At 41.7% G+C, this 24,307-nt stretch carries 17 protein-coding genes and 1 other RNA gene; 5 read left to right on the top strand and 13 right to left on the bottom strand.

Features of this window, described 5'->3' with window-relative positions; genetic code table 11:
- The first annotated feature begins 108 nt into the window (after window positions 1–108).
- From JGK22_RS02955 to folB, 5 genes are all read left to right on the top strand, one after another.
- Complete coding sequence (locus JGK22_RS02955) at window positions 109–1,389, top strand: glutamate-5-semialdehyde dehydrogenase (protein ID WP_366024874.1); 1,281 nt, start codon at window positions 109–111, stop codon at window positions 1,387–1,389.
- A 128-nt stretch (window positions 1,390–1,517) separates the two neighbouring features.
- The gene (locus JGK22_RS02950) at window positions 1,518–1,862 is read left to right on the top strand and encodes a hypothetical protein (protein WP_293176231.1); all 345 of its coding nucleotides are present in this window, start codon (window positions 1,518–1,520) and stop codon (window positions 1,860–1,862) included.
- On the top strand, window positions 1,859–2,089 hold the full coding sequence (locus JGK22_RS02945) for a hypothetical protein (protein WP_293176233.1): 231 nt from the start codon (window positions 1,859–1,861) through the stop codon (window positions 2,087–2,089). Before JGK22_RS02950 ends, JGK22_RS02945 begins: the two co-directional genes overlap by 4 nt.
- A gap of 304 nt (window positions 2,090–2,393) precedes the next feature.
- On the top strand, window positions 2,394–3,761 hold the full coding sequence (locus JGK22_RS02940; RefSeq protein ID WP_293312297.1) for a serine/threonine-protein kinase: 1,368 nt from the start codon (window positions 2,394–2,396) through the stop codon (window positions 3,759–3,761).
- A gap of 204 nt (window positions 3,762–3,965) precedes the next feature.
- Entirely contained in the window at window positions 3,966–4,322 is a 357-nt protein-coding gene (gene folB / locus JGK22_RS02935; RefSeq protein ID WP_293312295.1) for a dihydroneopterin aldolase, read from the top strand.
- Between the two features lie 209 nt (window positions 4,323–4,531).
- Here folB and JGK22_RS02930 read toward each other — a convergent pair whose 3' ends face one another.
- From JGK22_RS02930 to JGK22_RS02870, 13 genes are all read right to left on the bottom strand, one after another.
- Entirely contained in the window at window positions 4,532–5,821 is a 1,290-nt protein-coding gene (locus JGK22_RS02930; protein ID WP_293176239.1) for an adenylate/guanylate cyclase domain-containing protein, read from the bottom strand.
- A gap of 22 nt (window positions 5,822–5,843) precedes the next feature.
- Window positions 5,844–6,239, bottom strand: a complete 396-nt coding sequence (locus JGK22_RS02925; protein ID WP_293176241.1) for a response regulator — start codon at window positions 6,237–6,239, stop codon at window positions 5,844–5,846.
- Between the two features lie 47 nt (window positions 6,240–6,286).
- On the bottom strand, window positions 6,287–8,185 hold the full coding sequence (locus JGK22_RS02920) for an ATP-binding protein (protein ID WP_293176243.1): 1,899 nt from the start codon (window positions 8,183–8,185) through the stop codon (window positions 6,287–6,289).
- A 7-nt stretch (window positions 8,186–8,192) separates the two neighbouring features.
- Window positions 8,193–10,598 carry an ATP-binding protein gene (locus JGK22_RS02915; RefSeq protein ID WP_293230253.1) on the bottom strand — a complete coding sequence of 802 codons (2,406 nt, stop codon included), beginning with the start codon at window positions 10,596–10,598 and terminating at the stop codon, window positions 8,193–8,195.
- Window positions 10,599–11,505: 907 nt separating this feature from the next.
- Window positions 11,506–11,811 (bottom strand): NADH-quinone oxidoreductase subunit NuoK, encoded by a 306-nt coding sequence (gene nuoK / locus JGK22_RS02910; RefSeq protein WP_228042566.1) that lies wholly within the window; start codon window positions 11,809–11,811, stop codon window positions 11,506–11,508.
- 124 nt (window positions 11,812–11,935) lie between these two features.
- The gene (locus tag JGK22_RS02905; protein ID WP_293176247.1) at window positions 11,936–12,559 is read right to left on the bottom strand and encodes an NADH-quinone oxidoreductase subunit J; all 624 of its coding nucleotides are present in this window, start codon (window positions 12,557–12,559) and stop codon (window positions 11,936–11,938) included.
- Window positions 12,560–12,575: 16 nt separating this feature from the next.
- Window positions 12,576–12,734 (bottom strand): hypothetical protein, encoded by a 159-nt coding sequence (locus tag JGK22_RS02900; RefSeq protein WP_293176249.1) that lies wholly within the window; start codon window positions 12,732–12,734, stop codon window positions 12,576–12,578.
- 33 nt (window positions 12,735–12,767) lie between these two features.
- Entirely contained in the window at window positions 12,768–13,346 is a 579-nt protein-coding gene (gene ndhI / locus JGK22_RS02895) for an NAD(P)H-quinone oxidoreductase subunit I (protein ID WP_293149617.1), read from the bottom strand.
- Window positions 13,347–13,566: 220 nt separating this feature from the next.
- Window positions 13,567–14,685, bottom strand: a complete 1,119-nt coding sequence (nuoH, locus tag JGK22_RS02890) for an NADH-quinone oxidoreductase subunit NuoH (RefSeq protein ID WP_293176334.1) — start codon at window positions 14,683–14,685, stop codon at window positions 13,567–13,569.
- Between the two features lie 564 nt (window positions 14,686–15,249).
- Window positions 15,250–15,640: a transfer-messenger RNA gene (gene ssrA, locus JGK22_RS02885) on the bottom strand.
- Between the two features lie 349 nt (window positions 15,641–15,989).
- On the bottom strand, window positions 15,990–17,750 hold the full coding sequence (locus JGK22_RS02880; RefSeq protein ID WP_293312293.1) for a serine/threonine-protein kinase: 1,761 nt from the start codon (window positions 17,748–17,750) through the stop codon (window positions 15,990–15,992).
- A 234-nt stretch (window positions 17,751–17,984) separates the two neighbouring features.
- Window positions 17,985–20,297, bottom strand: a complete 2,313-nt coding sequence (locus JGK22_RS02875) for a hypothetical protein (RefSeq protein ID WP_293216218.1) — start codon at window positions 20,295–20,297, stop codon at window positions 17,985–17,987.
- Window position 20,298: 1 nt separating this feature from the next.
- Entirely contained in the window at window positions 20,299–24,252 is a 3,954-nt protein-coding gene (locus JGK22_RS02870) for a hypothetical protein (protein WP_293176257.1), read from the bottom strand.
- Window positions 24,253–24,307 lie beyond the last annotated feature (55 nt).

Here is a 24,307-nt window from a genome sequence, read left to right as displayed (position 1 = left end):
TCAACTGTCAACTGTCAACTGTCAACTGTCAACTGTCAACTGTCAACTGTCAACTGTCAACTGTCAACTGTCAACTGTCAACTGTCAACTGTCAACTGAATGAACGCCATGTCGATTATTGAAATTGCCCAAAAAACGCGCCAAGCTGCTAGGAAATTGGCAGTTTTGTCCGCTGATGCCAAAAATCAAGCGATTGAAGCTATTGCTAAAGCTTTAGAAGCTGCTGCGCCGGATGTTTTGGCGGCGAATGCTGCTGATTGCAAGGCTGCTGAGGCGGATGGCATTGCCAAACCGCTGTACGATCGCCTGAAGTTAGACGAAAGCAAGTTGCAAAGTGCGATCGCGGGTGTGCGCGACGTTGCCAAGCTCCCAGAGGCGATCGGTGCCGTCCAAATTCACCGCGAATTAGACACAGGATTAATTCTGAAGCGCATCACCTGTCCTTTAGGGGTTTTAGGGATTATTTTTGAAGCGCGTCCAGAAGCTTTAATTCAGATAGTATCCTTGGCTATCAAATCAGGAAATGGTGTGATTCTCAAAGGCGGCAAAGAAGCAGTCCGTTCCTGCGAAATCTTGACAAAAGTAATTCGCCAAGCATTAGCAGAAACCGCAGTCAATCCCGAAGTAGTCCAGTTATTAACCACGCGGGAAGAAACAATCGAACTGCTAAAAATGGATGAATATATAGATTTAATTATTCCCAGAGGTTCCAACTCTTTTGTCCAGTTTGTGCAGGATAATACCCGAATTCCTGTGTTGGGACACGCCGACGGAATTTGTCATTTGTATGCAGACAAAGCTGCGGATATCAACAAAGCAGTAGAGATTGCCGTCGATGCCAAAACGCAATATCCCGCCGCGTGTAATGCCATTGAAACTATGTTAGTTCACAGTGCGATCGCGCCCAAATTCCTGCCCATAGTTGCCGAAGCATTGCAGCAGAAAAAAGTCGAATTGCGGGGAGACGAAACCACCCGCGAAATCCTGGATATTGCCGCAGCTACAGAAACAGATTGGTCAACAGAATACAGCGATTTGATTTTGTCAATCAAAATCGTAGATTCTGTGGAAGAGGCAATTAATCACATCAATACCTACGGTTCCCGACATACAGATGCGATTGTCACCGAAGACAGCGAAGCCGCCGAAACATTTTTAAATGGAGTAGATGCAGCCGGAGTTTATCATAATTGTTCGACTCGATTTGCCGATGGTTTCCGCTACGGTTTCGGTGCAGAAGTGGGGATTAGCACGCAGCAAATGCCACCTCGCGGGCCTGTTGGTTTAGAAGGGTTGGTGACGTATAAGTATCGAGTGGTTGGAGATGGTCATATTGCGGCTAGTTATGTGGGGAATGAGGCTAAGGAATTCACTCATCGGGATTTGTAAAAAGTCAATAATCGCGCAGAGTTATCATTAAGAACAGCACAGGATGTGAGAGGGAATTTAGAGTTTGAAATCGCGGCTATATGGTAAAATCACCTGTGCTGTGCTAGGAGTGAAAGTCTAATTGCATTATGGCGAATTTACCAGATGAAACCTTAACAACAATCTCTAACTTGTTGCCTCGCTTGTTTCAAGTGATTAACCTAGCGACGGAAACGGAGTCTAGCTTGTTTGAGCAATATGGCGAGACAGATGAGACGATTGATGAGCTAGAGCAAGTCAGAAATGCAGAGGAAAGGTTAAGGACTTTGTACAATCGCATTTATGGGTTAGTGTTGCAGATAGCTGAGTCTCAACCAGCAGCTAATTCTGCTACACTAAATTTACTGTATCAGTCAATCGAACAGGCAGTCGCTACAGCCTATGCTGTAGAGGCAACAGCTCAAGAAACAAAAAGAAATTGGAACTTATTATGAATAATGAAAAAAAAATTCCTGATGCAGAGACGAGAGCAAAATCAATAGCTCGCTGGCGCGAAGTGAATTTAATGTTGGAAGATTTGAATATGAAGTTGGCGCAGGCTCAGGCTCTAGCAGAAGTCGATTTACAAAATAGCCCGCTTTACGTGCGTCGCCGGGAAAGAGTCAGAAAGCAGTTAGAAGCTTTGAAAGAGCATAAGTTAGCAGAAAAAGCAGGTGAATAAGCGCGATCGCAGTTGGGATGATTTTAAGAGTAGGCTGTTAGATACCCGACTTTAAAAAAAGTCGGGTATCTAGTATTTTTGTGAAGCCGTTTCTTACTTCTTAGTTATACTTTAAGTCAAACTTCTCTGATCGTCTATTCCTATGACTCTCATAGAAGATATAGATGATTTAATTAATTGATTTAATCAAATCACAAACCTCTACACCATCAAAGTGCGATCGCCCTCACAGCCAACCAAACTTAGCTACAATAAGCTATACCGTCCCCCGCGACTCCCCAAATCGAACAATCCGCCCTGGTTTATGTCCAACCCTTCCCCCCTAGCCCCAGGTTCCACCCTCGAAAAACGCTACCGCATCATCCGCGAATTAGGCCGCGGCGGCTTCGGGCGGACTTACCTCGCAGAAGATACCAACCGCTACGGCGAACAATGCGTGCTCAAAGAGTTTTCTCCGGTGGTTCACAGCCCGAAAGCGGCCGAATTGTTCGATCGCGAATCGAGTATGCTTTACAGCCTTCAACACCCGCAAATCCCCCGCTTTCGAGAGCTTCTGCGAACTGATATCGGCGGTAGTCAAGCTTTATTTTTAGTGCAAGATTATATCCCTGGTCAAACCTACGAAGAAATACTGATATCGCGCCAGCAACAAGGTAAAAATTTTAGCGAAGCCGAAGTTACTCAAATACTATTTCAGCTTTTACCAGTTTTAGAATACATCCACTCGAAAAATTTAATTCACCGCGATATCTCGCCGGACAATATTATTCAGCATGATGCTGACAAACTACCATTTTTAATTGATTTCGGTTCTGTAAAACAAATCGCAGCAAATGCTCTATTTCAGTCTAAGGGACAATCGGATACGGCGATCGGCAAACAGGGATATTCGCCAATGGAACAAATGCGACAGGGTAAAGTGTCTCCGGCTAGCGATTTATATGCTTTGGCTGTCACCGCTTTAGTCTTGCTGACAGGGAAAAAGCCTCAGAAATTGTACGATGTTAATCAAAAAACTTGGGATTGGCGGGATCGCGTCAGTGTCAGTCAAAACTTAGGGATGGTATTGGATCGGATGTTAGCAGATCGATCGGGCGATCGCTACCAATCTGCAAAAGAAGTCCGTGAAGCACTCAAAGACCCAAAATTATCCCAAATTGGCAGTATAATCTCCCAAATGGTCACAATGAATTTTGTCGGCCGCCCCTTCAAAAACGCCACTCAAACTCCTACCAGCAATCATACTCCTGTCAACCAAAACCCTCAAATTGTTAAAAACACCAATATTTTAAAATTAATTCCTTGGAAAACTGTCGCTAGTTTAAGCGTGGTTTTATTGCCGGGAGTGTTAGCTTTTGGTGCCGTCAAATCTGGTTTTACCCTACCCAAACTGCCTGAATTACCCAAGTTTCCGGAACTTCCACAATTTCCCACAAATACGTCTTTAGATGCAGAAATAGCTAGGCAAGAAAAAATTGGAAAGCGTCGCAAAAATCTCAACATTGACCCAGATATATTCTATCAAAAAGTAGATGAATTATTTTACAATAAATATCCCGAATTACAAGGTCGTACATTGACAGACAAGCCCGAAGATGCAGAAATTAGGCAGAAATGGTGTGAAGTTGCTGAGGATTTTCTGGATAATTTGGAGAAGGGAGGGCAGTTGTAAAATTTAAGATAGAATAAGAGTTATTTAACCACAGAGGGCGCAGAGGGCGCAGAGGGGAGAAAGAAAGAGATACAAGAGAAGGAGAACGGGTGCATCTCATTTTTGCAAATATCTTCGCCCTTTCCAAATTGAAATGCACCCAGGATAACTTTATCTGGTTTAATACAATTTGGTATAGGCAACTTACTTTTAGTTTATTTCACAATGGATTGTATTCAACTTACAGGAATTCGCTGCTACGGCTACACGGGCTACCTACCGGAAGAGCAGGTTTTGGGGCAGTGGTTTGAAGTGGATGTCACTCTCTGGCTAGATTTGTCGAAAGCTGGAAAAAGTGATGATATTGAACATACTCTGGATTACCGCAGTGCCATTACCCTGATTCAAGAGTTAGTCAAAAACTCCAAGTTTTTATTGATCGAACGGTTAGCAGATACGATCGCCCAAGCGCTTTTACAACTACCGTTGGTTGATAAAGTTAAGTTACAACTTTCAAAACCTGCCGCCCCGATTCCTGATTTTGGCGGCAAAATCATTCTAGAAATTACTAGAAGTCATTAGTGATTAGTCATATCATTTCCGGTCAATTACCATAACAAAAACAGTTGGTAGTACCCACGCAAGTCCGCTCCATTTTGCGGACTTTCGTGGCCACGCGCGATCGAATCTAATTGCGGTTAATGGATCGGACACGATATCATTGATTATTGGTTATTGGTATATCTTCTCAAATAACCAATAATCCGACTATTTCCAGCATTCATCGCCCTTTAATTCGAGTATTTATTTTGGCATCGATTCCAGTGTAATTGTGCTACAGTATCTTGTGGATTATGCTGCAAGCATTTTTCAAAACATCGGGAAGCAGCTTCCCATTCTTCTGTTGTGTAAAATACTAACCCTTGCTCAAACTCGGTTTTAGTAGCGAGTTTTTGCTCTTGAATTTCCGGCGGATCTGCATCCAAGACTTCAAAGACGGATACCACTTTAGATTTGCCTTTAACTTGTACAAGATCGACTAAACGAATGCAATATTGATTAGCATCTTTTAACCCTAAAAATGTGCAATCGCTAATCAACAAAGGCACGCCATACAGCTTAGTTAAAGTTTCTAGTCGGGAGGCTATATTGACAGCATCGCCGATTGTTGTCCCGTCCATACGAAATTTTCCGCCGACAGTTCCAAGCATTAACATTCCTGTATTGATACCGATGCCAATTTTAATGGGAGGGCGATCGCGTGCTTTTCGGGTTAGATTGTATTCGGCAAGTTTTTTGAGCATAGAGATTCCCGCCTTAACGGCATAATCCGCATGATAAACACTACCAAATAATGCCATAATCGCATCGCCAATATATTTGTCAATTAACCCATTATTCTCAATAATAGCGGGTTCCATTATAGAAAAATAGCTGTTAATAAATTTAAAAATATCTTCTAAAGGCATGGTTTCTGAAAGACTTGTAAACGATCGAATATCAGAAAACATAACTGACATCTCTTTTTTCACAGAATCACCAAGTTCAATATCGACAAGATTTTCTTTGTTCAACAATTTTAGAAACTCATCCGGTACGAAGCGAGAACAAGCTGTGTTTAAAGAAATTAAATTTTGGTTTATTTTAATTAATTCTATATTTTGTTTAATTATATTTTTTGCTTGCATATAACTTTTTGTAGCCTCTGTTATCGTCAAAAATAAATCTTCAGCTTGCCAGGGCTTAGCTATGTACCGATAGAGTTTTGCCGTATTAATGGCATTGGTGACTCCCTCGATACTCGCTTGCCCCGTCAGCATGATTGTAATTGTTGAAGGAGACTTGTTGTGAATTTCTTTTAAGACTTCATCTCCTTTCATTCTGGGCATCATGTAGTCGGCAATCACGACAGCAATTTGATGACCATCTTCTAATAAATCATCAACCATTTGCAGCGCTTCATGCCCGTCATGCGCTGTTTCTATTTGATATTGATTTTCCAGGGTTTCTGATAGTTCTTTTCTGAGGCTATCAAGAATCATTTGCTCATCATCGACACACAGAATGACTGGTTTTTTCATATTCCTCTAAGGTGGGATTAATTTATAATTTTTCAATTCCCGACTTGATGGAGTTAATCAGTTCTTGCTTTGTCCAAGGTTTGGGAATAAGATGATGAAGATCTGCTTCTTTTTGGGCTCGTTCGATCGCTGCATCATCTGCCTGTCCGGTTAATAAAATTTTCACCGTTCCTGGAAACCTTTTCTGGACTTCAACGAGCAATTCATCGCCTTTCATTCCCGGCATTAACCAATCAGAAACAATAATTACGACTTGAGTTCCTTCTTCATAAAGTTCGTCTAAAACTTCTAGTGCTTCTTCTGCATTTTCGGCAGTTTCATATACATATTGGTCATCAAATTCTTCTTGAATTTGTCGCAAAACGCTGTTTAAAATAACAACTTCATCATCAACACACAGAATTGCAAGCTTAGGCATAATTATTTTTTTTGCTGAAATTACAAACAATTTAACATCAAATTACTCTAAAGATCTGCTGGCAATGCCACAATAAAAGTAGTTTTTCCAGGCAGCGATCGAAAATGAATTGTCCCTCCATGTTTTTCAATAATTTTTTTTACGATGTCCAGCCCTAAACCGCTGCCCTCTCCTGGAGGCTTAGTGGTAAAAAATGGCTGAAAGATTTTATCTTGAATCTCTTCTGGTATGCCATTACCGCTATCGGTAATACTGACTTCAATGTTACCATTCAATCGAGCGGCATCTACTCTGAGTATTCCCCGATAATTCATCGCTTGCAAAGCATTGTGAATTAAGTTTGTCCAAACTTGATTGAGTTCATCGAAATAGCATTCGATCTGAGGCAAATCTTCATAGTTTTTGATTAATTCTACTCCATGTTTGATTGGATTTTGATAAAGTGTCAGAACTGCTTCTAATCCTTCGATAATATTGACTTTAATTTTTTGCTCGTTGAGATTTTGTCTGGCATAGGTTTTGAGTGCAAATACAACTTTTGCAGCCCTTTCAGAGGCAGTATTGATATCTCTAGTGCTTTCTTGCAATCGCACAAAAGAGCGGACTGTTTTGAGAAATATTTCGCTGCTGGGCTCTTGAAATAAATTGAACAGAGGTTCTATATTTTCGTAGATTTTAAGATCGAGAAGCAAATTGGCAAGAGTATCAGCATTACTGAGATTTTGGGTTTCTAGTTGGGCGACGATTGCTTTTCTCAGTTGTCGTCTTTCCCTTCCAGAAATCAATGCAGGATTTAGCAGCGATCGCGCTAATAATTCCTTAAATTGTAATTCTTTTTCGGGTGTCAACTGTCGAAACCATGTCGGTAATGCAGCCAAATTTTCCGAGAAGTAATCGCCAATATATTTAACAGAGGATTGAATCGCACCCAAAGGCGTATTGATTTCGTGGGCAACTCCCGCAATCAGTTGACCTAATGCTGCCATTTTTTCAGAATGAATCAATTCCTGCTGAGCTGATTCTAGCTGTTTTAAAGTATTGGCAAGTTCTTCGTTTTTTTGCTGTAGCTGTTGCGTTCTTTCGGAAACTTGAGATTCTAAATTACGATTGTAATTCTCTCTAAGTTTTTCGGCTTGTTTCCTTTCTGTAATATCGGAAAAAGTGGCAATCGCATAACAAATTTTTCCAGTTTCATCGCGAATTGGTGTCGAAGAAATCTCTAAAGGAACGATCCGTTTTTCTTGATGAATTTCTAGATCGTCAGTTCGCACTATTTCTCCTGACAAAGAACGCGCGATCGGCAAGTCTGGCGATCGGCACAAATCTTGGCGCTCGCTTTGATACAAAGCATAAATATGGGGTAAATTTTCGATATTCGAGATTGTCCCTTCTGCGATTTCAAACAATTCCTTAGATTTTTGATTGGCGTAGGTTAGTTGTCCCAGAGCGTTATGAACCGATACACCAATTGGCATAGCTTCTAAAAAATGTCTCAATCGCTGTTCATTTTCTATTAATCGTTTATTCTGTTCGGCTAGCTTTCTTTCCTGCACGTAACTTTTAATTGCTTCTTTAACTGTTAATTTTAAATCGACTTTGTGCCAAGGTTTGGAAATATATCGATAGAGTTTTGCGGAGTTAATCGCATTCACGATTCCTTCAACTGTTGCCTCGCCTGTCAACATAATTTTTAGAGTTTGTGGGAGTTTTTCGTGAACGTATCGTAGGACTTCATCTCCTTTGATATCTGGCATGATATAGTCAGAAATCACCAGCGCAATTTCACTACCATCTTTGATTAACTCATCCACCAACTCTAATGCTTCCGCACCTCCCAGTGCTGTTTCAATATCGCATTCATTGTCTAAAGATTCTGATATTTCTCGGATGAGGCTATCCAGAACAATTTGCTCGTCATCAATACAAATCACAATAGGTTTACTCATTTTTTTTTTAACGCTCTATTGGTAGGATAACTGTAAATGTGGTTTGACCTGGACGAGATTCAAAAGTAATCTGTCCCCGATGTTTTGCAACGATTTTGCGAACGATATCCAGTCCTAATCCGCTTCCTTCGCCTGGAGGTTTAGTGGTAAAGAAAGGTTGGAATATTTTCGAGTGGATTTCTGGGGGAATCCCCGTGCCACTGTCGGCAATGCTAATTTGGATATTTTCGTGATTGTGAATTGCGTTAACGGTGAGAGATCCTTTGTTATTCATCGCTTGTAGGGCGTTATGAATCAAATTCGTCCACACTTGGTTGAGTTCGTCAAAATAACACTGAATGGGTGGGATATGTTCGTAGTTTTTAGTTAATTCTATACCCTGTCTGATCTGACTTTGATAGAGGGTCAAAACTGCATCTATGCCGTCGAGGATGTTGGCTTCGATTGTTTCACCGCTAGAGTCGTGTCGGGCGTAGGTTTTTAGGGCAAACACGGCTTTGGCGGCACGATCGCTGGCGATGTTAATATCTCGGGTGCTGGCCTGCAAGCGCACAAAGGCCCGTACAGTTTTGAGAAATTGGTCGCTGTCGCTTTGTCGTAGAAGTGAGAATAAAGGTTCGAGGCGATCGTGAACTCCTAAGTCGAGGAGGATATTGGCTAATCCTTCAGATTTCTCAATGTTTTGGGCTGCGAGTTGGCTAGTAATTGTTTTTCTGAGTTGTCGGCGTTCGCGACCGGATACGATCGCGGTGTTGGTAATGGATCGTTGCAACAATTCCAAAAATTGTGTTTCTCGTTCTGGGGTAAGTTCGCGAAATAATGTGGGAAATTGGCTGAGGTTTTCGTTGAGAAAGTCGGTAATATAACTAACAGAAGAGCGAATTGCTCCTAACGGGGTGTTAATTTCGTGAGCAACTCCTGCTACGAGTTGACCTAATGCTGCCATTTTTTCCGATTGCACTAATTCATCTTGAGTTAGTTGGAGTTCGGTTAAGGTTTGGGATAGTTCGGCTGTGCGTTCGGCAACTTGTTCCTCTAATGTTCGATTGTAATCTTCGCGCAATTTTTCAGCTTGTTTGCGTTCGGTGATATCCTGGAAAGCTGCGATCGCATAACTTAGGTTTCCATCCGCATCGTAAATCGGCGTTCCTGCGCTTTCAATGGGAATAATTTTGTCTGGATGATGAATTTCCATATCCTCGCGACGCACGCTTTTTCCTTGCAACGCATTTAACAGGGGATCTGATTCTTGAGGATAAATGCGATCGCTACCAGCTTGGTAAATTTTGTATTGAATCTGAATTTGTTCGGCAACGGATGCTACCACACCTTGACCGAGAAGATGCTGTCCAGTTTGATTGGTGTAGTAGGGATTTCCGTGACTGTCGGTGACAAAAACACCAATGGGCATGGCATCGAGGAATTGCGATAGGCGACCTTCGCTTTCAGATAACGCTGAATTCAAGGCTTTCATCTCGGCATTCTTCTGTTTGAGTGTTTCTTCATTTTGGCGCAATGCGGCGGTGGCGCGATCGATCGCCAATTGCAACCGTGCCGGTTCGCTAGCTAAAATGAAGACACCGATGCTTCCCACAAGTGCGATCGTCATACCTCCTCCCCTCAACCAAATAGTAACTGGTGAATGGTCATACCATCCAGTTTTAGGAACGGCGGCCAACTGCCAAGAACCGTTCGGTAACGTGACGGAAAGAAAAACGGGTTTTTCCTGAAAAATTGCCCCATTGCCGAAAAAAACCTCACCTTTTTCCCCCAATCCATCTTTGCCACGCAGTACATATTTTAAGTTAGATGATTCTTGTAACAATCCGGCTTCTTCATAGATAGTTTCGGGATTGACCAAAATACTCGCGAGTCCCCAATATTCAGATTTTCCCTCTATTGATTTGACAAAAATAGGCGATCGGTTAATAAATGCAGTACCGCCTTGTACGAGTTTAACCGGGCCGGCAACAACCGATTTTTTTGAGGCAATAGTTCGATCGACAGCTTCTTTTTGGGTCGGCGTTGCTGCTAAGTTCAACCCGAAAGCTTTTTCGTTGCCTACAACCGGATAAATATGACTAATCGCCGATTTTTTGGCTAGGTTCGTACTCCGAATCCCTCGATACCTCTCCAACAGAGGAGAAGCAATAGCTGTAAATTCATCTTGGGTGAGTTCGGGACGGGTTGAAGCATGAGTGACTAAAGCTTCTACGAGAAGAAGTCTGGTGTTAATTGCCCCTTCCAAACGGGCTCGCACGGTACTCAGTTGATTGAGAGTATCTGCCTGTTGTTGTTCCTGAAATCGCTGAGTTTCGGAGCGATCGAGAATCATGGTAGCCGCCAGAATTGATAAGGCTGCGCTCGCAGCAGTTACAAAGGCTTTACCAGTATGTTTTTGAATTTTTCTCATACTATAGCAACCGCCACATCGGTGAGGGCATAAATAACTTCATGAATAGAGCCGATACCCGTACTGCATCAATGATTTGATTCGGGTTCTGCAACTGTCAACTGTCAACTGTCCACTTTCCACTGCTATAGATTGTCCGATATGACTCAATATAAGTTAAAAAAATGGTACGATAGTCCCAATGAATTCGGTAGGTTACAATCGGGAATTGCTAATTTTTAAGATACCCGAACTTAAGTAACACAAAAACTCCTTACAAGTAGCAAAGTTTCCAAAATTCAGATCGCTACTGCACCCTTTCGGGATCGCGATATTTAAAATAAGCTACAATTATGAGCAATAGTCCGGACAGTTTTTAGTTGTAGTCTGAAACCCTTGATTTTCCGTTGGCAACTCGATTACCGACTCCCCTTGAAACTTTGATGCTCTTCTTGGCGATCGAATACTGTCCGAAGGAGTGCATCTCACTTTTCAAGAGGGCGAAGCATGACCGCATATAAGTTATTAGTTATCATCTCATATTGATTTCGGTCATGCTTCGCCCCTACAAACATATTTGCCTTGCGCCAGATGCACCCGTCCGAAGTATTGGTGAGAAAAATTATCTGTATTGCTGTATTCTACAGCGACTTTATTGAGAATTGGCAGTAATTAGGATTTTTACCAACTGCTCTGGGAGCTTTGGTTTGAAGTTGTTTGAAGTGGTATTACACGATACTTTTCAGACATTTTATAGTTTTGCGACATCTGAAAACATTTCAAGCTTATCTCTATTAGCCGATCGCCCTTGATGGTCTTTTGCTTCTAATTTATTGGGTTGAGGGTTGGGGATATTTGAGCTAAAGCACCGAAATTCCCCAATTTGGTCAACCCTCCACCTTAATTCTGACAGCTTAATGACCGCTGATTACCATTTCAGCAGATTAAACTCTTCCATGTCTACGGTATTGCGGTTGCGGTAAATCGCCAAGACGATCGCCAAACCAACAGCAGCCTCAGCAGCCGCAACGGTGACTACAAAAACAGTAAATACTTGACCTTTAATCTGTACGGGGTCAAGATAGTTAGAAAAACCCATCAGATTGAGATTGACTGCATTCAGCATCAACTCGATCGACATTAATACCCGCACGGCGTTTCGGCTGGTAATTAAACCGTAAATGCCAATGCAGAAAAGTGCAGCAGCTAATAACAGGAAATACTGGAGTTGCAGTTGCATAATTTTTGGGAGTTGCTCTCAGTCTAAATTACTACAAAACAGGCAGATACAGAGGCTGCGAACAGAAACCAGGTTTCTCGCCTGACGAACAGATAGGTACGCAGTGCACACCCTACAATTACTTTGTTTCCGGTGAAGAAACATCACCGGCTGAAACTAATTCGCGGGGGCGTTCAGGCAAACTAAAAGCTGGTGTATCTGATTGCTTCACGGACAGTTCATCCGCAAAGAAATCGCGGCGCGCCAACACAATTGCTCCTACCATTGCCATCAACAAAAATACCGATGCTAACTCGAAAGGTAGCAAATAGTCGGTGAAGAAGTGTTTGGCGATCGTCACGATCGAACTTTCGGCGGGTGCTCCCGTCGTTGTCACAATTGCCCAAGGAGTAGACACTACCATCGTGCCCAAAAGTGCAAACAAACCAGCACAAACGACTGCGGTTGCGACTTGACGCACCCAAGCGTTAGGAATTGTGCGGAACTCTTCTCGTTTGTTTACCAACATGATGGCAAACAAAATTAAGACGTTAACAGCGCCAACATAAATTAAGATTTGGGCTGCTGCTACAAAGTCAGCATTCAACAATAGGTACAAGCCGGCAATGCTGGTAAATACGCCACACAGCAGAAATGCTGAGTAAACGATGTTGGAGAACAGGACTACTCCTAATGCTCCTCCAATCATCATTACGGCGAGTATGCCAAATGAAACAATTTGAACCCCTTCGGCTAGATTCACAATATTTAATCCTTTGTTAATTGGGCATTGGCCATCGGTAATTGGGCATTGGTAATTGAGAATTGGTAATTGGCAATTGGTAATTGGCAATTGGTAATTGGTAGTTGGTAGTTGGTAATTTGTTGTTTGTTAGTTCCAATAACTTATTACCGATTCCCCATTCCCCATTCCCCATTCCCAATTACCGATTCCCCATTCCCCATTCCCCTTACTTACTTTCCTGAATTTCCTCTGGGCGGAGGCCTGCACGGCGATCGGTGTAGGAAACTTCATGAGGATCCATCACACCTTTCGGCAAATAAGCGAATTCGCGCAACGGTGTCACCATCGGATCGTCTGAAACCTTGTATGGTAAACGTCCGAGGGCCACGTTGTCATAATTCAATTCATGACGTTCGTAGGCGGCTAACTCGTATTCTTCTGTCATCGACAAACAATTAGTCGGACAATATTCTACACAGTTACCGCAGAAGATACACACCCCGAAATCGATACTGTAGTGCTTGAGTTGCTTCTTCTTAGTTTCTTTGTTAAATTCCCAATCTACAACAGGTAAGTTGATTGGACATACCCGAACGCAGACTTCGCAGGAGATGCACTTGTCAAATTCAAAGTGAATTCTGCCCCGAAAACGTTCGGAAGGAATTAGTTTCTCGTAAGGATACTGCACTGTAACTGGTCGGCGTCTCATGTGATCGAAGGTCACTGCTAGTCCTTGGCCGATATACTTAGCAGCTTGAACAGTCTCTTTGGCGTATTCGCCTACTTGATTGAGGAATTTTAGCATCGTTTTCTCTCTCTGTACTTGAGTTTTTGGTAATTGCTAATTCATAATAGGTAATGAGAGTTAACAGGTATTTTTATCCGGCAATCAGGAGACGGCAGTGCCGTTTCCCTACAGTTATATCCGGCAATCAGGAGACGGCAGTGCCGTTTCCCTACAGTTATATCCGGCAATCAGGAGACGGCAGTGCCGTTTCCCTACAGCTCCCTTTACCTATTATGAATTAACCGCCAAAAGCAAAGGGAAAGGCAAGTTTCAAAGCTGCGGTCAATAGCAAGTTAACTAGAGCAACCGGAAGCAAAAACTTCCATCCCAAATCTAGCAATTGGTCAATCCGAACTCGTGGCAGAGTCCAACGGAGCAGAACTGCCAAGAACAGGAAAAAGTAGGCTTTCAACAAGGTCATTGTAATGCCCAGCGTGCCGGTAATTACCTGTAACCAAGGAGTTGTTTCGCTCAATCCCAGGGCATTTGTGATAACTCCGACGGGAATCGGGCATTCCCAACCACCGAGGTACAAAACGGCTACTAGCAGGCAAGAAAGGACGAGGTTAACGTAGGAAGCGATGTAGTATAAGGCAAATTTCATGCCTGTATACTCAGTCTGATATCCTGCTACCAATTCTTCTTCTGCTTCGGGTAAGTCAAAGGGTAAACGTTCGCATTCGGCTAGTGCTGCAATCCAGAAAATCAGGAAACCTGCGGGTTGTCGCCAGACGTTCCAGCCGATGATGCCGTAGCCGGCTTGTTGGTGTACGATGTCGATCGTACTTAAGCTGTTGGACATCATCACAACTGCCAATACTGCCAAAGCTAGGGGAATTTCGTAGCTGAGGGATTGAGCAGCGGCTCTGAGTCCGCCGAGGAGAGCGTATTTGTTGTTAGAAGCATAGCCCGACATCAGCAAGCCGATCGGCTGAATGCTAGAAAGAGCAATCCAGAGAAATATCGCTGTCCCCATATCGGCGATGAGCATATGCTCTCCGAAGGGTACGATCAAGTAGGACAGAAACACTGGAATCACGACAATTACCGGGCCGAGCGTGAACAGCAGCGCGTCAGCTTTTGCCGGTACAATGTCTTCTTTGAATACCAACTTCATGCCATCGGCAACGGGTGCTAGGACTCCCAGGGGGCCGAGAAATTCCGGGCCAATCCGCTGTTGAGCGGCGGCGGAAATTTTCCGCTCTAGCCAGACGCTAGTCAGTACCCCGAATACAGCACCGACAACCATCAGCACCATTGGCAGTGGTAGCCAAAGCACGTGGGCGATGTCCGCCGGTAAGCCCAAATTCGTCAGGGCTTCTACAAAACTTCCTTGTAAGTCAATTCCTGGGTTCATGTTTCCAGCTTTTGAGCGATCGCCATATAATTTTTCACCCATCCTTAGTAGGAGTAGGCTTGGAGATTTGGGTGTTTGTAAAGATTTTTAATGCTTTACCGCATATCAGTATATCGCCGGACAGGCCCCAAGAACCGATAGATGAGGGGAAGTTATAGTTATCTGATCCCCAAGCTTGACTAATGGGTTGCTAACTTATGGTTGAGGAATGAAGAGGAGACGGCAGTGCCCTGTCCCTACCATGATTAATTGTAGGGACACGGCACTGCCGTTTCGTCCGTTTATATCATTGCGATACTAATGAAATTGATATGATATCAATTCCGGTTACACCAGAATGATATAGAGTCCAGGGCAGTGCCGTCTCCCTACAATATTTGTCGGTAGGGACACGGCACTGCCGTCTCCTGATTTTGGCTACTAATAATTCCGATGCTACCGGATTTGATATCACTCCTTTGAGATATAGCCCAAACAAAAAGGGCAGAGAATTAATTCTCTGCCCTTTTTATGCTTTAAGGTAACTTTCAAATGGCTTAAACCATTGATTTTACGCTACCTTTTTTATGGAACTGGGCAGAATCGAACTGCCGTCCAAAATGGGTATTTACCTTCCGATCGTTCACAGGTTTATCCCCTCTGATCCTTGGGGCGGGAACCATCTTTATCCTAAATGGGAGGATTTTCTAGTGATTGCTTTCCCGGCTAGACGACTAGAAACGTTTAGCTAGGGCATCCGTTGGGGGTTGTTATGCTGCCTTTAACGGAGTTAAGCGGCATACACTCTGAACCAAGCTAGAGAAGTTTTTAGGCTACAGCTACGGCTTTGCGAGCGAAAGGAACGATGTTGTTCGCATTTACTATTTTTTTTGAGCCGATATTAACGAGAGTAGACTCCCTCTCGACCTGCATCACGGAGCAGCTTTCGCCACCCTGTCGAAACCATTACAGCCCCTCGTGTTCTCTAATCATAGCTAATATTTTGTATAACGTCAATCGATTTTGGATTTTAGATTTTAGATTTTGGATTGAAGATTTTGGATTTTGAATTGAGGATTGGGGATTTTGGATTGGGGATTGGGGATTGTTTGGCAAATAGTAGAGGCCGCACTACCAAGAAACCGGGTTTTTTAACCGAGACAGATTCAAAAAGGTACGTAGTTGCGCTTGAGCGCTGAAGCGCAACTACGTACCTAAAAAACCTTTAAGTATTGTGACACTTGCGATCGCCAACTGTGAGAATGAGCATTTTGGACAAATATTTTCGTTAAAAAACCCGGTTTCTCTACACCGGTGGAAGATTTCTAATGCAAAGTTTTGTCCCAGACGCCGATGTAAATTCGATCGCGATTGTTGCGTTCGATCGTCCCTTTCAACGAACCTTTCTGAAAATTAAACCGATTGGTGCGACGTTGCTGCACGTCCCGGAACCCTTGCAAAATCTCCTTATCTGCGCCGCCCACCATGCCGTTTAACGCGGTTCGGACTACCAAATCGTCCACCGACTGGGCAAAAGAACCCTCTGTTTGTACGAGTTGTTCGGAATTGCGATCGTAAATATAGCCCAGAGTCACCCGGTTCGGCAGCAATTCATAAAGTGCGGTGCGAGTATTCGGCCAATAGCCGCGGGATTGAGAGTCTGTGGGATCTCCCAGTGCACTTACAATCTGACTTTCCGGCGTACCAACGGCAAACCCTGGGATAGTGGGAGTCTTCTGATAACCGGTTCCTGGTTGTTCGCTGGGTGGGGGCGATCGATCGGGCGGCAATTGCTTGTCAACCAGTTTTTCCGCTGGTGTGGGTTTCCCAGCCTCAGGTGTTGGAGTTGTTGTTGGTGCTGGAGTTGGGGCCGGAGTTGGAGTTGGCGCGGGAGTTGGAGTTGGAGTTCGAGTTGGAGTTGGCGCGGGAGTTTCAGCAGCAGGCGACGGAGTTTCTCGGCGAGGGGGAATTGGTGCGGGTGTGGGAGTGGGAATTGGTATGGGGCTGGTGCGTGCGTCTGGATCTGCGGGGGGGGAAGTGCGATCGTCCTTCGCCATCGGTGCCGGTTCCGAAGATTGTCCGTTGAAGAAAATCCTCGCAATCCCGACTAAACCACCGAATATAAGTGCGATCGTCACAAACGCCAAAATCAACCAAACCTTGCGGTTGCTGCCCCCATTCGTCACCACAGCAGGCGCTGTTTTAAGAGTTGCAGGCGACTGAGGGCCGTGTCCCGGCATCACAGCCAGCGTCGGCCCGGTATCCGACCCTGCACCCTGCCCGTGCAGCAGCGACAGCCACTCATCCACGCTAGCAGGGCGATTTTGAGCCTCTACCGTCATCCCCCGCATCACCGCTTGACTCACAGTCACACTTAAGTCTGGCCGCAAGTCGCGGGGTGAAGGCATCGGCTGACTGGTACGCAAAATGGCAGCCACGGGCACCCTGGCTGTGAGTAAAGTGTAAAGCGTCGCCGCTAGCCCGTAAACATCGGTAGCGGGCGTATATTTTCCTTGGGCGAAATACTGTTCTGGTGGTGCGTAACCGTCGGACACCATATTAGTGTGACTTTGAGTTGCACCTGCTGTAAACTCGCGGGAAATGCCAAAATCGATCAGCACGACTTCCTGAGTACCTTGGCGCAACAGAATGTTTTGCGGTTTGATATCTCGGTGCAGCAAACCCTTTTGATGAACTGCTTTCAAAGCAGCGCCAATTTGAGTGATGTAGAGAATTGCCAGATTTTCTGGGAGGGGATTGTTTGTACCGACTACATCGCCCAAATTCTGACCGGCTATGTAGTCCATTACCATGTAAGGCTGTCCGTCTTCGACAAAGAAGTCGCTGACGCGCACTATATTCGGATGGACGCAGGAAGCCAACCGCCTTGCTTCGTCTTGAAACTTGCGATCGAACTCGGCAAAATTTGGTTGTCGCCGCAGGGATTCGTTGAGGGTTTTAATAACGACAGGCTGTCCTAAATAGCGGTGAGTTGCCTTGAAGGTAATTCCAAAGCCACCGCGTCCCAATTCTTGTTCGAGGGTGTACTTTCCACCCTGTAAAGTTTTGCCGATGAGCGCATCCATAGGTTCGGGCGATCGCACTTCAAATAATATGGCTGATTATGGCACATATGGTTTGCTCAGTTACCAGTCTAAATGGCGATCGAGAAGTGCGATCGGCTCTAAGTAGCAGGTTTGCTATCTGACGTTGATACTTTTCTCCTGCCTCACACCAGATGTGAGTGTATCCGATACTCTTCTCCGATCGCTGAAATATCTGGATTTTTTCTGAAATCAGCATTCAAATTCAGCCTTGTTTCAATTTTCAATTAATACTTGTGCTACTTTTTGTAACAATGACGATTGACTGTTATCACCGATTTTTAAAACATTTTGAGTTAGCGTACTAAAATGTAAAGCTGCGATGGGATGCTCGATAAGCTCAGATCTAGGAATTGACTCTCCTGAATCTCTCTTCCCAATCAAATGATAGACTTTAAACCCTTTCTTAATCGAGTCTCCGATATTTTGTGCGGGAGGAACATAATACTGAATAAATGTTTCGTTCTTCAAATCCAAACTTATCATATTTTGGATTCTGTTAATAGGTTTAATCTCGCTGTTGTAATGGGATACCAAAGGTAACAATCTACTACTATTTTCACCTTTGTTTTTGCGGTCTATTGTTAATTCTCCGCTTTCCAAGTCTTCAATAATACCAATCCGTCCAATTAAGGTTGGCGTATACCTATCATCTGTATAACAACTAATATACAGCTTCTCTGATTCATCTACAAAATATTTTTGATCGTTAATTAATTTTTCTGACTGATTTTTTTTCCTTATTAATCGAAATTTCGTTTCTATTTGTTTCATATCTCGCATTACATTTTTTATATATATGCAACCATCTTTGTAGATAAATTCTACCGCAACCGCTTTAGGTTCCTTGTTTTTGGGGCTGCGTACATAAATACTAAAAAATTGTTTTTCAGGAAATGATTGATGAGTAATAGGCAAGCCCAAGTTCGGATTTGCAAGACTCTGCGCGATCCAGTTCTTAATTCCCAACTCAATCAATACTTTCTGAAATTTAGGTGAAATCTTTATCTTGTATTTATCGCAGAAACTTTCCCATTGTTTGCTATCTGCTTGTTCTTTTAGATAACAAAAAATAGAACCCTCTACATCCAAGATTTTCCCTTCTGTAAAAGATTGCGTCTCCTTGTGGAGACTATCTCTATCAATTTTCCAATTTGTATAATTAAAAACCGCAAAATCAGTTTTATCATCTCCCACAGCACGAAATTTTGGTATATCTATCCCCTGCGTGCTAAAAAATAGTCCCGTCTCCAAATAGTTAAATCTTTTCTTTAACTGTGAATAGAAATCTACTGACGATTTATTATCTATTGTTGTTGATGGATACCACAGATCGTTTTTTGCTTGATAAGCCATCGAACCCGCTTCTTCCTCCAAAAGTTTATTGAAAACCAAATAGTTTTTTTTCGGTTCGAGTTGAATATCTGACCATTTAATAGATTCCGTAATTTTCCAGCAAACCCCGTCCTCACCGTCAGGTACTTGTTCGTAGGTACTAACAGTTTTTCCATCATTGTAAAATGCGATCGTAGATATCCCTTGATGTTTCAGAAAGCATTGCAAAAATTGTCGGTCATCTTCTGTTAAATCGACTCCAGTATTGTTAATAATCTCTAAGGATTCTACAGATTCTATGTTTTTGATAAAAGGGTTTTCTAAGTAGTGGTCAGCGTGAAAATCAAGAGATTTAAATTTAATCTGGCACTCACTTAAAAAGTCCTCAAGTTTTGTCATGAGGTTTTGGTAATGATAAAGCTGAGTCTTTTTGAACTGGTCATAATTTTTGGGATCGCTACCAAATTGCATAAAATTTATTTTATTTTTTTTCCTAGCATCTAGGTCGCGATCGAAGTAGTAGTTCTTATCGTTGTAGACCAACAAATCTCCTAAATCATCACCATCTATGGTACTGTAGCTATCTTTTGGTAAGAAGAGTCGGTGTTTTCGAGACAAGGTTAATGTGAGTACGCCATGTTGATTGTATTTGATTAACAAGTTTTGTCCCCACACAAAAAGAGCCTCTTTCGATTTGCTGAGATCCCTGGAATGGAGTAACAGTAATTCTTCAAAACCATTCAGTGTCTCAAAGTATAAGCCTTGAGACAGAATATAAAACTTGAAAATGAGGTTGAAAATTCTTTCTCGATCGCTAGAATTGTCTGTAAATAACTTTTGCCATCCAGAATGATTTTTATTAGGGGATAAAAAGAACACATATTTTTTGCCCCCAGTATATGAGAGGAAGTATTGAATTTCTGATTTTTCTCGTTTCTCCCCATGTGCAGCAAGTCTTTCTTGGACTTGAGCTTTAATGTATTTATGCCGCTCTTTATAAAAGGTAGGCCGTGAATCCTCATTTTCAGAATCTTTATCTTCAGCAATCGGATATTTAAGCTCAAAATGTTCTATCCCTTGTCCCTCTTTAAATAGATACTTACGCAGTTTTTCGGCAACTTCTTGTGGATTTTCTAAAATTTTTAGTTGATTGGTTCGCGATATATCTGATAATGCTGCTGTTTTATTTTTCATTTTATTTCTCCTTTGTAAACAAAAACTCTTTGAGGATATTGGATTCTACTGGACAATTGCGATCGTCAAAGAAAATTAAATTTCCCGAAAATAGCGTGGGTGAGTATTGTTGATTTTTTTCTTGGGCGGCGTGCAAGTTAAGAAGTAACCCCCTTGCGGTGCTAAATTCTGGATAGTCTGAAACAATTTCCTTCAGCTTGTTTTCGGTTTTATCCAGCGTCTTTTTTGACAGGCGATTTCCCGAAGGTACGCTCCAAGCTTTAACATCAATACAAAATAACGTATTCTCCTTGACATAGTACAAATCAAACCGCTCGTATAGTTTACAATATTTTTTTAAATCTCGCAATGGCTCAAAACGATAGATGGATTTTATGGCTTTCCAGTCTTTACCTTCTTTGAAAACTACATCTTGAATCCAGCGTTCCACAAAATTTTCAGCCAGTGAAGGATACAACACATCGTAAAAGAAATTCGGACGCGGAATATAAGTATTAAAAACTTCAGGTTGTGGCATCAAATTGTTGTAGAGTCTGTAGATTAAATCAGTCGAAGGATCTAGGGAGCCAATTTCATTACCTTCTAAGTCATAGCCTCGCTCGCTAATTTTTAGATATTCAGGATATAACCGCTTCTGGTAAGGATAGATTTTTTCCCCATTGATGCTATCGCTGATAATCTGGAATTTTTTACCGCTTTCTTCCTCGGAAGCTAAATAGGGCGTAAATTCAACTTGTTCTGGGTTGTGATAGAATAATGACTCAATAAAATCAGCAGGAAATAGCCCTGAATCTCGCAACTTTTCCAGATACTTAGCTGGGTCTTTGAAAACAATTGGATCGCGCAACGCATCCCACGATTTTGTGATGTCAAAACTATGTTGATTAAGATGAAAGCGATCGATTTCCTCCAACATTTGTGTTTTAAACGCTTGGAAAGCCATAGTGGCATCAATCTCATCAAGAATATGATCTTCATAATCCTTAATCGAGCGTTTTTTTTCTTCTTCTCGAACGCTTAAGTAAACTTTGTGGTTGTTAACGGAAAATTTACGAATTTCCTCCTTTTCTTTCCCTTCCAGGTATCTGTAAAAATTCACTAAATTTTTTCTGGTTTCTTCATTAACAAATATTTTTACCACTTGGTTAGGAAAATCGCGTCTCTCAGATCTGCCGATCGCTTGCAAAACTTGTTTCCCTAATAAAATCTGGTGTTGCTGCTGTCGAAATTCTCCAGCTTCTGGTCGGCTGAGGTATTGGTTGAAATCTTTGATTTCAATATTAGAGTCTCCCAAGTTTACAATACTTTTCATCAACGCAAAATGGTAAAGCGTCATAGATAATCCAGAATCTTTTGATTTGTTCAGCGATGGGCCCATTACTGTATAGTAACTGTCCATTAACAAAGCTAAAGAGTCGAAATCTTTTTCATCGCCGTTAGGATTTTTAATAATCGGATTCAATCCTTTGGAAGCTGACTGATAAGCCGATATAAAGAAGATTTTCTCCCCTGCTTTTTCAACCAGCTCATTCAAATACGTGTTTTGAGCTTTTTTGTCGCAATAAAGACTGTTGAATGATGCCTCATACAAAATTATTTTAATCTGAATATTACTCTGATATTCCTTATGCTTTACTTGCAGATAATATATATTTGGATGTTCGGTTGATGCTTTAAATTTAAAGTTAGCCTGCTTGAGTAGCTCGCAATGTTGAATTAACTTTTTAATCCAGCGTAGAGTTTGAGTAAAAGCAATTGTTTCTTGAATTGAGTCATCCTCAAACAGGTAAAACAAGAAACGAATAAACTTTTGAATTTCTTGGATTTTGTAAGTTCCCAGCCAATTCCCATCCTGCTTGAGATCGTCGATAAAACTTTTTAAAATAGTTTCTTCAAATTGTTCCACAACTTTTTGAGTTTCGTTATTTGGGAAAGACAATAAATCTTCACCGAAAAACTTTACTGCAATCTGTCGCTGCGCCTCACGACTTTCTCTGATGTTTTCGCAAACCGATACTTCTTCCTCGCTCATTTCCTTAAAGGAAGTTTCACCGGATTCACTAGCATTCCGCAATTTATCTTTGAAATACTGCATATCATAGCTCGTGCTTAAATCTCCTAAAATTCCTCCTGTTGCTGAAATCAGAAAAATCACATTACTATTATTGCATAACATGGAATTGAGCTTGAATTCAGGCGAAGTCAATATAGCCGTACTACCAATAGAAACTTCTCTAAGGGCGCGATCGATCAGATTATTTTTAGGATTTTGATAACGAGAAATTTCTTTGATATTTACGATCGACTTATAACTTTCATAGACATAAGTAGTATTTAAGTATTTTAGCAGTTGATTTTGCGAGGGGCTTTCTTCACTTGCCTTTTGGACTTTAGCTATTTGTTTCGACCAAATTTCTAAAGAACGGGATTGAGAATCTTCAGCATCTAAGACGTTAGCTAGAAAATCTTTGATGGTTTTGATTTGCGATCGCACAGCTAGAATGGCATAAATTAAGTCTGCTACAGAAGTATTATCTGCCACTTTTTCCTCTGTGATTTGGACGTGCCCGCCAGAAGGTTTGGTTAAAAACAATTTTTGCAGAGGTTCGAGGTTGTAGATGTATAGGTTGTTGTATGCAAAAATGTTCATTAAATCATCACATATTTTATTGTAAAGCTTTTGAGGAATCAACAAACTTCTATTATTCTCAAATTTTGAAATAACTCTGGATAACATTTCAAAATCCACTATAATGAGATTTTCTTCATCATTGTCGAAAATCCCAACTATTTCTTCCATTGAATCGTCAAGCCCATTTTGAATTTTTACTATTTTTTCTAAAAAATTGATAGAGTTTCCCTCCTCAAAGGTCAACCGTTGATATATGCGGGCGAATTTTTGCAGTTTTGGTTCTAGGGCTTTGTCTTTTTCAAAATGTTCTTGAAATTCGTAAAAAGCTCCCTTATTCTTATCTATGAAATTTAAAAAATCTCTGTTTTCATTATTTTTAGTTGAAAACAGCATAGAAAATTCTCTATTGATAGATGATAGCGCATTATTGATTGCCAGTTTTTCAGGAGAGATGATATCAATCTTCTCCTCTAGCATAATTTGATAGCCATCTTCCTGCTCGTCCAAGGCAAGTATAAACTTTCGGGAGTTGTCTGTATGCTCAATAACGTATTTATCGAGATGACTGCTTTTCTTTACCCATTTTGTACCGTTGTGGATAAAGTACGAAATAGCCGTTTCAAATTTTTTATAGGTGAGGATCAAAATTCCCGATTTGTTTTGCAGAAGGTGGAGGGGAAAAAATATTTCAATTAACTTTAAACATTCAGCAGGACAATTACTTTTATCTAATTCAGATTTGATAAAAAATTCTAAAAAGCTTTCAATTAAATAATTAAGTTCCCATATTGCTTTATCAGTCTCAGATTTATTAAAATTCTCATCTCCAAAACCTGTATTTTTTACATATTCAAGGCGTTTAATCACATCTTTTACTTTCTCAAGGTTGCGTCGATTTTCCTGAACCTTTTCATCAGGACATACTTTTTTATCGATTTTCCAAATCTTTTTGTTTTTGAGAATTGAAGATATCAACTTTTTGTATAAGTTGATATACTCATCCGTCGTTTTCATTTCTAACGAATTTATTTTATAGACGGGAATATCTGGGTATTGGCTCTCAACTGAAGCTGGCACACATAAGTGTTCTCTCAATGGGGAAACATATATACCGATTATTTGAATATTTGAATGTTCTTCTATGGTTTGATATATTGCTTGAAACAATTGGTGAGTTTTTCCTGACCCTGTACCATAATTGATGAGTTTTAGTTGAGGACGGTTTTCTCGAAAGCTATCTTCAATAGTTGCAAGGTAGGAATCAAGAATTTTGGAACGAGCTGAGTCTAACTGCTGATTAAGATCGTCTGTTTGCTTTTGCATTATGTCTTATCACCTTATCTATAGTAAATACATATCGTGGGATAGTCTTTTCTTT

It is taken from the genome of Microcoleus sp. PH2017_08_TRC_O_A, from assembly GCF_020738665.1.
Taxonomy (GTDB): Bacteria; Cyanobacteriota; Cyanobacteriia; order Cyanobacteriales; family Microcoleaceae; genus Microcoleus.
Note: the sequence above shows the minus strand (reverse complement) of the source record. Positions and strands in the feature narration are given on the sequence as shown.